Raw genomic sequence first — 12,266 nt, forward strand, 5'->3', positions numbered from 1 at the left:
ATTACAGTTTTAAAATAACTAACTATTGGACAGTAAACTACCCACCATCAACCCTTTTGTCGGAGCAGTGCTAAGATAAATAAGCCGATTAACTCGCGCCAAAGTTCAATGACTATTGCCAAACTATCTGAACTAGGCATTACTCATCTTCCCGACCATACTGAGTTACCAGAGTCGGATGGAACTTTTGTGAAAAATTTTCAAGAACACCCGCAAAGTATACTCCTAACTGACTCCGTTCAAGGTATATTACAGCAAATTCACCCAGATAAGCAGTATTGCATTGGTCAAGATTGTGGCATTTACTGGCGTTTGACCGAACCACCTGAACGCGGTGCCGAAGCACCCGATTGGTTTTACGTCCCGAATGTTGCACCTATGTTAAATGGTCAGTTTCGACGTTCGTATGTGTTGTGGCAAGAATATGTTGCTCCCCTAATTGTACTGGAATTTGCTTCTGGGGATGGTTCAGAAGAAAGAGATAATACTCCAATTACTGGTAAATTCTGGGTATACGAGCAAGCAATCCGCGTACCTTTTTATGGCATTTACGAATTTAGCAAAGCTGCGATTGAGGTTTATCACTTAGTTGATGGTAGGTATCAGCACCTCACTGCTAACGAACGTGGACACTATGAGATTTCCTTGATGGGCGTCGAATTGGGTATTTGGGAAGGACAGTATGGAAATACTACAGCGCCCTGGTTACGTTGGTGGGATGCACAGGGAAATTTATTACTAACTGGTGAGGAAAAATCGCAGTTATTAACATCCCAATTAGAACAAGAACAGCAAAAAGCCCAGCGTTTAGCAGAACGCTTGAGACAGCTTGGAATAAATGCTGATGAAGTTTAATATCTGATTAGGAATGGATTCAAGAGTGTTATAAGCAGTACTTAGCTTTATGGATACAACGCCAAAGGCGATCGCGCCTTGTGTTCTGGTAGACGATAGGATATTTAATTAACGGGTGAAGGTCATAATTTGGTCAGTGGTGAAGGTTTCCAGCAGCGCAACCCCGCATGGTGTCAATCCGGCTTGAGATTTTATGGGTAGGTTGTATTTTCTTGAGGTAGAGGCGATCGCATTTCCAGAATCTCTCCTTAATTTAGCAGATGAGGCGATACTCACTAACAAATATCGCTTACTTAAAGCAATTAGCACCCAAATTCTTCTCTAAGCCTGCGCCTTAAATCTCCAGAGATAGGTAGCCAGTTAATTTCTTGGCAGATATTGTTACGAGTTTCCCCATTTTGTAAGCGCTGTCTATAGATGGCTATTAACAAAGCCTCTAGACCAAACTTAGATAACATATCAGCTGCCAAGCCTATTATTCCCAGCAGAACTATACCACCTATCATCCCTCCTGGCCCCAACATTGCTAAAGCTGCTGTAATAGCAGCAGCACCAGTAAGACCTGTAGTAGCCATCGTAATTATAAGTACAATTGCAGGCAAACCTATTCCAGCTGCTTTTCTTACAAATTCATCCATATCCTCTAATCAATACTGATATAACAGACTCATTGGGTTTCAAGTTTAGTGTTCCCCAAAATTTGTACGGCTCAACATCAAATAACAATTGTTTTATAGCGCAGTGATTTGAGGTTGGTTATGGGGAAATATTATAACAGTACAATTTCTAGCAGTTATAACTGTAATTATTCATCAGTATGCTTGTATTCTTTATCCACGGTGTCAACACTCAGAATTCTAGATATGCCGACGTACTCATAAAAAAAATCCACAAAAAACTAGCAATCCCTGTAAACTTTTACTCAAGTTTTTGGGGTAACTTATTCAACAATAAGAAACAGCAAACTATTGGATGTATTGAGAAGGATTTTTCTAGATTTTGTGAACATCATAAAGAATATAAAGGTTGGTATGATGATATTTACAGATACAAAAAACGAAGAAATGAGATAATCAGTAATTTTTTAGGTGATTTTTTAATCTATCAAAATCCTGATCGTGGTAAAGCAATACGTAAAGCTATCGTTGAACAACTGAGTCAGTTCTTAAATGACCACTCAAATCAACAAGAAATTCATTTGATTGCTCATTCTCTAGGTAGTTTAATTCTGTGGGATCTCATTTTTTCAGATACTTTAGACAATGATGATCCAGCTTTTATTTTTCGTGAGAAACTAAATCTGTTAAATTTAGCTAGCATTACGACACTGGGTTCTCCTCTCTTATTCCTTAAGCAAATGCTAGATATTGATTTCTCGGTTATCAATTATTATTTTAAAAATTCTAATAAAGAAGAAAGTGCTGGATTGCAGAAGTTGAGATGGGTAAATATAATTCATTCCTCTGACTTAATTGCCTATCCTCTCAAAGCTGCTATAGAAGATGAAATTAGTTCAGATTTATTATTCTGCGATCAGTATGTGTGGCAGTATGCAAACGGGATGGAGAAAGCATTAATAAATATGGGTCAATCAGATATGGCAATGGTTGTTGGAGCAGAAGATGCTCATTCTTCCTACTTTTGCGATAATCTGGATGGTGATATCACATCAGAAATTATTGCATATAATTTGTTAGGAAAGACACAAAAACTTTTAGAAAGGTATGTGCATCCAAGACTTATGGGATGATTAAAGCCATAGACAAAGCTGTACATCTTGGTAGCATTGAGTGAAGTACCCGTCAGCAAGAGAGCGAGGGCGATGTACGCAACCGTCACACAACCACTGACTTTTGAAGAATTTCTTGCCTGGGACGATGGTTCAGGCAGAGAGTTTGAGCTATTGGATGGGATTCCCGTGCCATTATCAGAACCAAATGCAAATCATGAGGATTTAATCGAGCGACTGTGTGCCTACTTAGAAAATCACTGCCAAGAAAATGACCTGCCTTACGTGTCGCGCCAGTCCAAGCAGGTTCGGCTAAAAACAGCACCAGAAGAAAAGGAAAAAAGCCGGAAAGCAGATATTGTCATATTTGCAAGAGTTGAATGGCAGAGGATGAAAACTAGCTCTAGTTCTGCTGCTGCATATATTCCACCACCCGGAATCATTGAGGTCGTTAGCAACAACTGGAAGGACGACTATCTGACAAAACTTGCTGAATATGAGGACTTGGGCGTTATCGAGTACATCATTGTGGACTATGCTGCTTTTGGTGGCATTCGGTTCATTGGCTCTCCCAAGCAGCCAACCATTACAATCTACCAACTTGAAGGTGCAGAGTATTTACCCCCAAAGGTGTTTCGAGGGGAGGATCGAATTGATTCTAGATTGTTTCCAAACATTTCCTTAACGGCTGAACAGATTTTTGCAATGAGTCACTGATTAACCCGACGATTTTTAGCTACCACTAACCAAGTGCTTTCTGTCTCAGCTAATGTCGGAGCCGTCAGTTGAACTTCTGGCGGCTCCACATTTTCTATTATTGGAATTGCTAGAGGATTTTCTGACATCACTCAAATTCACACAATACTTTGAGCAGATGCAGCGTGCGATCGCACCCCAAAAAATCATTACATAATTAAATATGCGACATTTGTTTATGTATTAATACGGGACAACCAAACGGAAAGTCTGACCGTCTCAAGTTAACAAAGGCACTGTAAGAGCGATCGCTATTATCACAGCACAAGTATATTACTAAACTTGAAATAGTTTTTTATTTTACCTAAAAACATAAGTAAACATACTAATACACTGTAACTGAAATTTGCTTACCCTTAACAAGGGGTTTGAGTAGGGCAATTTATGAATTGCTCCTACTTACTTGTATGCTTAATTGAGATGGTAGCTGGATTTGCGTCGCACTCTACTAGGCTTTGATTGGTTTATTATTCTTAGTTTAATTTAGTTCTAAATCATGATCAAAAAGACTACTCTAGATCCTTTAGTAACTGATATTCGGTGTGAAGAAATTTGTCAGATTTTGGGAGAGACTTACAATCAAGAACGCTGGAACGATTGGCGCTGGCAAATGCGGCATCGGTTGACTAAGCTGGAACACTTTCAGAAGTTATTAAGGCTTAGTGCTACCGAAGAACAGGGACTTTTAATTGCACCAGAGAAGTTTGCTGTAGCCGTAACCCCATACTTTGCATCACTACTTGATCCAGAAGATCCGCTTTGTCCACTACGGTTACAAGTGATACCACGGGAAGAAGAACTAATAGTTAGTCCAGCAGACATGGTAGATCCATGCGGTGAGGATGGTGACACTCCAGTACCAGGACTTGTACACCGCTACCCTGACCGAGTGTTGCTGCTTGCCCTAGATAGTTGCGCCGCTTATTGTCGTTACTGCACCCGCTCTCGTTTGGTGAGCCAAGGTGAGATGTATCCAGTAACACGGCGGTTGGATGCGATCGCAGCTTATCTGGAGGAACACACTGAGATCCGTGATGTGCTAATTTCCGGTGGCGATCCTCTCTTGATGGCTGATGAACCTTTAGACAATTTGCTTAGGCGGCTGCGTGCCATTAAGCATATTGAATTTATCCGAATTGGTTCTCGTGTGCCGAGTTTTTTACCGCAGCGAATTACACCGGAACTGGTTGCCTTACTTCGTAAACATCGTGTGTGGCTATCTTTGCACTTTTGTCATGTGCAGGAACTGACCCCAGAAGTGGCACAAGCTTGCGATCGCCTCGCTGATGGCGGCATTCCTCTAGGCAGTCAAACTGTGCTGTTAAAAGGTGTGAATGATTCGGAAAAAGCCCTGAAGAATCTGTTTCACGGTCTTCTCAAGCTGCGTGTGCGACCTTATTATCTTTATCAATGCGATCCAGTTGTTGGTACTGCACATCTGCGAACGAGTGTGCAAACTGGGCTTGATTTAATTTCTAAATTACGTGGTCATACTACTGGCTACGCTGTACCAACCTATGTAATTGATGCCCCTGGCGGTGGTGGCAAAGTCCCAATTCAAGCCGAGACTCTAGTTGCTTATGAGAAGGGCACAGCTACAGTGCAAAATTGGGCAGGTAATACGTATACATATATAGATCCAGTTGAACAGGGGTAATATCGTGTCCGGCTAAAGACTGATCATTATAGACCGCAGTTCTTGCTGGGGAAAGAGGCTTTTGGGATTTTTGCACAGATGCGGTAATCATAAGTGATTAACCGGACTTGATATAACACTATATATTTGTACACGAGTTGATCGCCATCATCTAAAAGAGCCGATTGAAATGTTTCTATTGAGTTCTTGGCAAACCAAAAAACTAAGTAATAGCAGGAGATTAGTTGGAATGTTGATTGTTGGTAATACAAACCTAAAAGGTCGAGGTATCTTCGCACAGAAGCGCTTTTTGAAAGGAGAACTCGTTGAGAGAGTGCCAGTTGTTGTTATACCCGCAGCACAGGTTGAATTCCTAGATAAAACAATTTTGGGCAACTATTACTACGATTGGGAAGATAAAGCGGCAGCGATCGCTCTAGGTTTATCTTCCTTGATCAACCATTCCTACAATCCCAATACTTATTATGTGAAAAAATTCGCTGACCGAGAGTTGGATCTGATTGCCTACCGAGATATAGAAGTGGGAGAAGAAATTACTGCTAACTACAACGGTTCTCCTGATGATAAATCTCCTATATGGTTTGAGGTTGTTGATGAGATATTTTCACTTAATTAAGGATTTATAGCACTTCTCGAATGGAAGCAATACATTTTGACCTCTCTCCAAGCCTCTCTCTTAAAAGGAGAGAGACTTTGATGCTCACTCCCCAACCTAGCTCTTAAGGGGCTGGGGGTTAGGTCTGTATTTCACGCAATTGAGAATCGCTATAGTAATCGGAATTCCTTAATTAAGACACCTAATTTGTACATTAAAGCTAACAGAGAAAGCTTTCTCGCTGGGAATTATCGGGCTATGGGGTTATTTATTGGTCTGTGTTATGACCTGAAGGCAGACTACCTTAAGGCTGGTTTCAGTGCCTCTGAGGTGATGGAGTTTGATGATGAAGAAACTATCATCGGGCTAGAAACAGCACTATTGCAGTTAGGTCATCAGGTTGAACGTGTTGGTAATGGTAGAGAACTTGTTCGGCGTTTAACAAAAGGCGATCGCTGGGATCTGGTTTTCAATATTGCTGAGGGTTTAAAGGGTCGCTCTCGTGAAGCTCAAGTTCCGGCAGTCTGCGAATTATTCACTCAACCTTACACCTTTTCCGATCCGCTTACCTGTGCCCTGACGTTAGACAAAGCGCTTGCTAAGAGAGTAGTGCGCGATCGCGGTTTGCCGACAGCTCCCTTTGAGGTCGTGAATACTACCGCAGAAGCAGCATCTGTCTCGCTGCCAATGCCACTTTTCCTTAAGCCTATGGCGGAAGGCAGTTCTAAAGGCGTAACTGGGCGTTCTCTTGTCAAAGAACGCGAGGAGCTAGTAAATGCTTATCAAGCGTTACACGAACTTTTTCAGCAACCAATACTCGTGGAAACCTTTCTTCCTGGTAGAGAAGTAACAGTAGGCATTATTGGCAATGGTAGCAACTCACGGGTAGTAGGTGTGATGGAAGTAATTTTTACAGGACAAGTAGAAGCTTTTGCCTACACCACCCTCAACAAAGATGAGTATTTGGAACGGGTATCTTATCGTTTGCTCATAGATCCTGAACCACTGGCAGCACAGGCAAGGCAACTAGCGCTGGATGCTTACCATACTCTTGGTTGCCGTGATGCTGCCCGCGTGGATCTGCGCTGCGATGTTAGTGGTGTATTACAGTTTATGGAGCTTAACCCATTGCCAGGGCTACATCATGTCCGCTCAGACTTGCCAATTATGGGACGTTTAGGTGGTATGACATACACAGAAATCATTGCTCAAATAGTCGAGTCTGCATGGCAAAGATATAAATGCTGAACAAGAGGCAGGGCGCAGGCTGACGGGTGGAGGTACTTTACAACTAGGTGCAATAAACCTACACATATCAGCTACTTCCCCCGCCCCTCTGCCCTTTTTTATGCAATATGAAGTTGCTCAAACTAAACTACAGAGGGATGTTAAGTGATACGCTCATCTTATAGTGTGTTAAATAGTGTCACCTAACTGTGGAGAATATACTCATGAATTTATTATTTATGCAAACAGCAGCACCAGCTATAGATGCTGCCCCTCATTTTCCAGTTGCTTTTACCTTGGTGTATGTCGTTGGTTTTATTGCTGCTGTCACCATTGGGTCAATAGCTTGGTACAATTCGAAACGCCCCGCAGGTTGGGAAAGCAAAGAACGTCCTGATTTTGTGCCTAAAGTTGATAAAGAAGAAACTCCAGGTCTGGGCGACCCTAAGTAATAATCAGTGATGAGTGCTGAGTTTAATAATCAAACTTACAGCAGTTTTGATTTATTTTGAACCACATTTTACATTATCCAGAAACTTTGTAGAGACGTAGCAGTACTACGTCTCTACAATTGTCTATTAACTCCGCAAAGAAGTTACATTCATATCGTCGTTCAATCTGCGAATCAGACGGGATAACTCACGAATAATATTCACCGCAATTTCGGGAGTTTCTTCGATCGCATCATACAGTTGCTCTTGCGTCAGTTCTAAAAATTCACAAGGTTCGAGAGTCGTTGCGGTGGCGGAGCGAGGTTGAGTATCAAAGACTGCCATCTCACCAAAATATTTTCCCTGTTCCACCTCTGCCAACTGTTTATTCCCTATGTGAACTTTAACTCGACCAGACACGACGATATAGAGCGATCGCCCTTCTTCTCCCTGTCGAAAGATGGTGTAATTAGCTGGGAATGACAATTCGTTCATCACTGAAGTGAGCCGCACAATAAAATCATCCCGCAATTCCTTAAAAATCGGGACTCGCCGGACAAATAATAAACGGTCAACACTGGTTAGCATAATTACAAGTTAAAAATCCAACATTACTGAACATCTCAAAACTGAAGTCAGAGGGCGATTAGTCATATTACCGATGTTGAATGCTAGCCGTCAAGGATATCTGAGGCTTTACTATCTGACAAGGGTTCTCTTCAATAAGAGCGATTGCATAGAAGTTTCTCAAACAATAGCTCAGTATTCAATACTACTCGCTTTGTGCATTTTGAACTCAGAATTTGGTTTAGGGGAAAGGTTAAAGGTTTTTTCTTTCCCTTTTCCCCTGGTCAGTGTCAATGGGTACAAAGCCCAAAACATCTAGTAAAATTGTCAATCACTTTTATTTATCATTTTAAAAAACAAGAGTATTTGCTCTTATTTGGCTTAAAGCCATAATATTGACTTCATGAGCTCCCAAGGTACCTTGCTGAGAAAAAAATCACCAATTTAATTGGAGGCAACGCCTCTAAAAATTGGGTAATTGGCTGATAAATAACGAATATCGATCGGTTGTCGTTAAAAAACAGTCACAAAATCTCCTAAACTGCCCTCACATTGAGATAGCAGAGAGGACTAAGACAAACAGCATTGAATTACTGTGAGCAACAATTATGGCTTGGCTAATTAGTACATTATTGATTGGAATCTCTGTCGCTTTTGCAACCACCTTTGACGACAACTTATATTTGACAGCTTTCTTCGGGAAAGTCAATCGTAACTTTCGTCCTAAGCATATTGTTATCGGTGAATTTCTGGGATTTACTACCTTAGTATGCGCCAGTCTGCCTGGTTTCTTCGGCGGTCTGCTCATTCCCAGTAGCTGGATTGGTTTACTAGGTTTACTTCCCATCACCATTGGTATCAGTAATCTCATCAGTCGACAAGAGGAAGAAGAGACGGTGCAAGCTGTGTCAGTTGACTTAAACTCTCCTGTCAAATCTGGACGCCAGAAGAAATCACTATTCGCAATCATCCGCGATCCTCAAACTTACCGCGTTTCTGCTGTCACCATTGCCAATGGAGGAAACAACATTGGAATTTATGTACCGTTGTTTGCCAGTAGCAATCTTCCAAGTTTGGGCGTAATTGTCTGTGTTTGCTATTGCAGTATTGGGATGTGGTGCTTACTCTCTTACAACCTGACTCGTAATCCTCTGATGACTCCCGTTCTAACTCGCTATGGTCGAAAAATCTTCCCCTTTATCTTAATTTACTTGGGACTCTCTATCTTAATTAAAAGTGAAACATATCGACTTTTACCTAGTCTGGCAATGCTTGGGAACTAAGTATGAGGCGATCGCCCCCTCCAGTGGACGCTCCACGCGATCGCAATTCTTGAATGGAAGCAAAAAAAATCAGCGATCGTTTCCCATCGAAAAAGATTTTGTAATCACTTGAATTTATCAATATGAATAACAATAATATTTGCTCTTATCAATCCAGTTATCTAAAGTGAGAATAAAGCACATTATCGATGGCTCTTATAAAAGCAAGCCCACTAATAGGAATCAGATTATGAAGGAAATAATGAATCAATCAAACTCTAAAAAATTAACTCAGTGGCTCGCAAAAGCAGTGTTTCTGGTATTTGTCGCGGGATTTACTCTGCTTATCCAGCCTAGCGCTAGAGCGCAAACACTAACACCATCTATACCTACAGAATCCGAACTAGCTCCAGTAATATCTCCAGTTGAATCGCCAATGGAGCCTGTGATAGCACCAGTAATATCTCCGGTTGTATCGCCAATAGTGTCTGTAGCAGACAACGTTAGACGTTTATTACAAACCAATGAATGTGTTGGTTGTAACCTAACTGGGGCATTGTTAAAGGACACAAACCTGCAAGCGGCAAACTTGGAGGGTGCTAACTTACAAAATGCAGACTTAGAAAGGGCTAACTTACAGCAAACAAACTTACAAGGGGCTAACTTTCAAGGAGCAGATTTAGGCAAAGTAAACCTTTTGGGAGCGAATCTGACGGGAGCGAACCTTTTCGATGCAGATTTAGAGAAAGCCAATCTCCTGGGAGCAAACCTGCAAACCGCTAACCTACAGAACGCAGACTTGGAAAATACAAATCTGACAAATGCAAACATCCAGGGAGCTAACCTGATGGGCGTTGATTTGGAAGATGCAATCAGACCGGAAGGATTCGCTATTCAGTAACACCTGTTGTAGGGGCGCAAGGCCTTGCGCCCCTATCGCGTGGTCTATTTACTAAAGTTCTTTGTGCAAATTTAATCAAAAACATCAAAAGCCTGTATTCATTGCTGAATCAGGCTTTAGTTTTTAGTATACTTTGCGACTTTTAAGAAATCCTCTTCGGTTCTTTGGGTATTGAATTGGCCAAATATTGTTAGTCAGTTAATTCCATCAATTCTTTTGTTTTCAAATCAGCTGCTATCGGTTGAGAACATGCAATCTGAGGAGAGATAGAGCAAATTGCCTCTGTAGTTGTTTCAAAACAATTTGATAACCCAATTGTTTTTAACAATCCTGTACGTTCTAGTAGTTGTTGGACTTCGGGTTGTAAACCTGTGAGAATTAAGCGGCAATTGTGCCGTTCCAAGTCATGATAAATATCTTCTAAGGCTACTAATCCAGTTGTGTCCATATTTGGCACAAACCGCAACCGCAAAATTAAATATTTCACTTCCGGTTCATCGCGGAGGAAGGTAGCAAATCGTTCAGCAGCACCAAAAAATACGGGGCCATCTACCCGATAAACGGCAATTTCCTTACCTAATTCCAGAGGAGTACCAGGGGGAAATACTTCAGTTTCAGGTATTTTAACTAGGCTTAAATCGCTCATCCGTTTGATGAACAAGGCTCCGGCTGCAATCAATCCCACTTCAACAGCGAGAACTAAGTCAAACAAGATTGTCACTAGCCAGGTGAGAATCATCACAGCAAAGTCGGAGTAGGTAGCACGCATTAATAAACCAATGGCTTCCCACTCAATCATCCGCAGACTAACCACCATCAAAATCCCAGCAAGTGCTGCTAAAGGAATCTGCGCTGCTAGGGGTGCTAAAGTTAAAACGATGATGGCTAAAGCAAGACCGTGAATTACCCCAGATAGTCGGGTTTTGCCGCCAGAACGGACATTTACAGCAGTTCGAGCGATCGCACCAGTGGCAGGGATACCACCAAAAAATGGCACAATCATATTAGCCAAGCCTTGACCAATTAATTCGCGATCGCTATTATGTTTTTCGCTGACAGTCATGCCATCAGCCACCACCGCCGATAGCAACGATTCAATACTTCCCAGTGCAGCTAAAGCTAAAGCCGGGTTAATTAGTTCTCGAATCACACTAAAATCATTCCAGTGGGGAATACCTTGAGGCATCGGTAAAGATTGAGGAATCGTGCCAATTGTTGGTACATTGAAATGGAAAGCAGAAGCGATCGCAGTTGCTAACACCAGTCCCACTAAAGAACCTGGTATTGTCGTATTGATTCTGGGCCATAAAACATTAGTTGCAATCACCACAACTGCTAAGGCAACTGCTGCCCAATTTAGAGCTTCCACATGAGTTAGACTTTGCCACAGTCCCGGCAAAAAATGTTCGCTACGTGGTAATTTTAAACCAAAGAAATTATTTAACTGACCACAAAAAATAATGACGGCAATACCATTAGTAAAACCTGCCGTCACCGGATAGGGAATAAACTTTACTAACTGTCCAAGTTTGGCAACCCCCAAGGCAATCTGGATAATCCCAGCCATCACCCCAGCAATCCAAACTTTCTCAATGCCGTACTTGGCGACAATTCCCACCAAAACCACAGCCATTGCACCTGTTGGCCCTGTAATCTGTACTGAGGAACCACCAAAAATTGCGGCGACAATTCCCGCCACAATCGCGGTGTAAAGTCCCGCCTTTGGTTCCACACCACTGGCTACCGCAAAGGCTAAAGCCAAAGGCAATGCTACCACTGCTGCTGTTAGTCCTCCCGTAAAATCGCCACGCAGTCCACCAAACAAGCGACTCAGGCGCAAAAGTAGAGGTTCTTTGAGGATATCAGATGTTGCCATATCGTCATTTTCAACTCTTATACACAATTTGTTGAAGCACACACAAATGTTATTCCATCTTTTCTGTAGATTTCATCAGGGTTGTTGATAATTCCCCGATTGCGTATGGGTTTTGGTTCAAGTTCGCCTATTTGCTGATTAATAAAAGCGCAGGACTGCTTGACATAATGGACATGATGTGAGTTTAAAGGTTGGCGATCGCTACAGAGTTTTTTAGCAGAGCTACGGCTGGTAGGTTTAAAGCTCTGCGTGTTTTGGCAGATAAGCTCGAACATGGGGAAGTAAGGTACGGTAGCAGCTAGCGTCAGTCCAGCCTAAAAATTTGATGTTTTTAAGCAAATCAGCATCTTTTTAGTATTAACTTTATAATTTACATTAGTACAAATTTGGTAAATACTAATGTTGCAATC

16 protein-coding genes are annotated in these 12,266 nt (G+C 41.8%); 9 read left to right on the forward strand and 7 right to left on the reverse strand.

Features of this window, described 5'->3' with window-relative positions:
• The first annotated feature begins 108 nt into the window (after window positions 1-108).
• The gene (locus tag HWQ43_RS13095) at window positions 109-855 is read left to right on the forward strand and encodes a Uma2 family endonuclease (RefSeq protein WP_292733988.1); all 747 of its coding nucleotides are present in this window, start codon (window positions 109-111) and stop codon (window positions 853-855) included.
• A gap of 108 nt (window positions 856-963) precedes the next feature.
• Here HWQ43_RS13095 and HWQ43_RS13100 read toward each other — a convergent pair whose 3' ends face one another.
• Entirely contained in the window at window positions 964-1,164 is a 201-nt protein-coding gene (locus HWQ43_RS13100) for a hypothetical protein (RefSeq protein WP_292733990.1), read from the reverse strand.
• The gene (locus HWQ43_RS13105) at window positions 1,158-1,493 is read right to left on the reverse strand and encodes a hypothetical protein (protein WP_292733993.1); all 336 of its coding nucleotides are present in this window, start codon (window positions 1,491-1,493) and stop codon (window positions 1,158-1,160) included. Before HWQ43_RS13105 ends, HWQ43_RS13100 begins: the two co-directional genes overlap by 7 nt.
• A gap of 179 nt (window positions 1,494-1,672) precedes the next feature.
• Between HWQ43_RS13105 and HWQ43_RS13110 the strand changes: the two genes are divergently transcribed.
• A complete protein-coding gene (locus tag HWQ43_RS13110) occupies window positions 1,673-2,605 on the forward strand; it encodes a hypothetical protein (RefSeq protein WP_292733996.1) in 933 nt (310 codons plus the stop codon).
• A gap of 72 nt (window positions 2,606-2,677) precedes the next feature.
• Window positions 2,678-3,301, forward strand: coding sequence for a Uma2 family endonuclease (locus HWQ43_RS13115; protein WP_292733999.1), 624 nt, complete (start codon window positions 2,678-2,680; stop codon window positions 3,299-3,301).
• Here HWQ43_RS13115 and HWQ43_RS13120 read toward each other — a convergent pair.
• Window positions 3,295-3,429, reverse strand: a complete 135-nt coding sequence (locus HWQ43_RS13120; protein ID WP_292734002.1) for a hypothetical protein — start codon at window positions 3,427-3,429, stop codon at window positions 3,295-3,297. The two genes, HWQ43_RS13115 and HWQ43_RS13120, sit on opposite strands and share 7 nt — an antisense overlap.
• 407 nt (window positions 3,430-3,836) lie before the next feature.
• Here HWQ43_RS13120 and HWQ43_RS13125 point away from each other — a divergent pair, with 407 nt between their 5' ends.
• The 4 genes from HWQ43_RS13125 (at window position 3,837) to HWQ43_RS13140 (ending at window position 7,271) form a co-directional block, all read left to right on the forward strand.
• Window positions 3,837-4,997, forward strand: coding sequence for a KamA family radical SAM protein (locus HWQ43_RS13125; RefSeq protein ID WP_292734005.1), 1,161 nt, complete (start codon window positions 3,837-3,839; stop codon window positions 4,995-4,997).
• A gap of 229 nt (window positions 4,998-5,226) precedes the next feature.
• Complete coding sequence (locus HWQ43_RS13130) at window positions 5,227-5,613, forward strand: SET domain-containing protein (RefSeq protein WP_292734008.1); 387 nt, start codon at window positions 5,227-5,229, stop codon at window positions 5,611-5,613.
• Window positions 5,614-5,799: 186 nt separating this feature from the next.
• Window positions 5,800-6,840, forward strand: coding sequence for a D-alanine--D-alanine ligase (locus HWQ43_RS13135; RefSeq protein ID WP_292734011.1), 1,041 nt, complete (start codon window positions 5,800-5,802; stop codon window positions 6,838-6,840).
• Window positions 6,841-7,043: 203 nt separating this feature from the next.
• The gene (locus tag HWQ43_RS13140; RefSeq protein ID WP_292734014.1) at window positions 7,044-7,271 is read left to right on the forward strand and encodes a hypothetical protein; all 228 of its coding nucleotides are present in this window, start codon (window positions 7,044-7,046) and stop codon (window positions 7,269-7,271) included.
• Between the two features lie 126 nt (window positions 7,272-7,397).
• Here HWQ43_RS13140 and HWQ43_RS13145 read toward each other — a convergent pair whose 3' ends face one another.
• Entirely contained in the window at window positions 7,398-7,838 is a 441-nt protein-coding gene (locus HWQ43_RS13145) for a Crp/Fnr family transcriptional regulator (protein ID WP_069074674.1), read from the reverse strand.
• A 587-nt stretch (window positions 7,839-8,425) separates the two neighbouring features.
• Here HWQ43_RS13145 and HWQ43_RS13150 point away from each other — a divergent pair.
• On the forward strand, window positions 8,426-9,100 hold the full coding sequence (locus HWQ43_RS13150) for a cadmium resistance transporter (protein WP_292734020.1): 675 nt from the start codon (window positions 8,426-8,428) through the stop codon (window positions 9,098-9,100).
• Here HWQ43_RS13150 and HWQ43_RS13155 read toward each other — a convergent pair.
• Window positions 9,075-9,221: a hypothetical protein gene (locus tag HWQ43_RS13155; protein WP_292734023.1), complete on the reverse strand. Its 147-nt coding sequence runs from the start codon at window positions 9,219-9,221 to the stop codon at window positions 9,075-9,077. The genes HWQ43_RS13150 and HWQ43_RS13155 overlap by 26 nt on opposite strands.
• Window positions 9,222-9,341: 120 nt before the next feature.
• Here HWQ43_RS13155 and HWQ43_RS13160 point away from each other — a divergent pair, with 120 nt between their 5' ends.
• Window positions 9,342-9,980 (forward strand): pentapeptide repeat-containing protein, encoded by a 639-nt coding sequence (locus HWQ43_RS13160; RefSeq protein ID WP_292734026.1) that lies wholly within the window; start codon window positions 9,342-9,344, stop codon window positions 9,978-9,980.
• Window positions 9,981-10,170: 190 nt separating this feature from the next.
• Here HWQ43_RS13160 and HWQ43_RS13165 read toward each other — a convergent pair whose 3' ends face one another.
• Together HWQ43_RS13165 and HWQ43_RS13170 are read right to left on the reverse strand one after the other, a co-directional pair.
• Window positions 10,171-11,856: a SulP family inorganic anion transporter gene (locus HWQ43_RS13165; RefSeq protein ID WP_292734028.1), complete on the reverse strand. Its 1,686-nt coding sequence runs from the start codon at window positions 11,854-11,856 to the stop codon at window positions 10,171-10,173.
• Between the two features lie 17 nt (window positions 11,857-11,873).
• Window positions 11,874-12,131, reverse strand: a complete 258-nt coding sequence (locus HWQ43_RS13170; RefSeq protein WP_292734031.1) for a hypothetical protein — start codon at window positions 12,129-12,131, stop codon at window positions 11,874-11,876.
• Window positions 12,132-12,266: the final 135 nt, after the last annotated feature.

The sequence above is a fragment of the Nostoc sp. JL31 genome, assembly GCF_017114965.1.
Classification (GTDB): Bacteria; Cyanobacteriota; Cyanobacteriia; order Cyanobacteriales; family Nostocaceae; genus Nostoc; species Nostoc punctiforme_A.

Excerpts from the sequence above, each read along its gene's own strand:
- HWQ43_RS13140 (WP_292734014.1), top strand. The coding sequence starts at position 7,044 with ATGAATTTATTATTTATGCAAACAGCAGCACCAGCTATAGATGCTGCC.
- HWQ43_RS13170 (WP_292734031.1), bottom strand. The coding sequence starts at position 12,131 with ATGTTCGAGCTTATCTGCCAAAACACGCAGAGCTTTAAACCTACCAGC.
- HWQ43_RS13095 (WP_292733988.1), top strand. The coding sequence starts at position 109 with ATGACTATTGCCAAACTATCTGAACTAGGCATTACTCATCTTCCCGAC.
- HWQ43_RS13105 (WP_292733993.1), bottom strand. The coding sequence starts at position 1,493 with ATGGATGAATTTGTAAGAAAAGCAGCTGGAATAGGTTTGCCTGCAATT.
- HWQ43_RS13160 (WP_292734026.1), top strand. The coding sequence starts at position 9,342 with ATGAATCAATCAAACTCTAAAAAATTAACTCAGTGGCTCGCAAAAGCA.
- HWQ43_RS13150 (WP_292734020.1), top strand. The coding sequence starts at position 8,426 with ATGGCTTGGCTAATTAGTACATTATTGATTGGAATCTCTGTCGCTTTT.
- HWQ43_RS13125 (WP_292734005.1), top strand. The coding sequence starts at position 3,837 with ATGATCAAAAAGACTACTCTAGATCCTTTAGTAACTGATATTCGGTGT.
- HWQ43_RS13145 (WP_069074674.1), bottom strand. The coding sequence starts at position 7,838 with ATGCTAACCAGTGTTGACCGTTTATTATTTGTCCGGCGAGTCCCGATT.
- HWQ43_RS13110 (WP_292733996.1), top strand. The coding sequence starts at position 1,673 with ATGCTTGTATTCTTTATCCACGGTGTCAACACTCAGAATTCTAGATAT.
- HWQ43_RS13120 (WP_292734002.1), bottom strand. The coding sequence starts at position 3,429 with ATGTCAGAAAATCCTCTAGCAATTCCAATAATAGAAAATGTGGAGCCG.
- HWQ43_RS13115 (WP_292733999.1), top strand. The coding sequence starts at position 2,678 with ATGTACGCAACCGTCACACAACCACTGACTTTTGAAGAATTTCTTGCC.
- HWQ43_RS13130 (WP_292734008.1), top strand. The coding sequence starts at position 5,227 with ATGTTGATTGTTGGTAATACAAACCTAAAAGGTCGAGGTATCTTCGCA.
- HWQ43_RS13165 (WP_292734028.1), bottom strand. The coding sequence starts at position 11,856 with ATGGCAACATCTGATATCCTCAAAGAACCTCTACTTTTGCGCCTGAGT.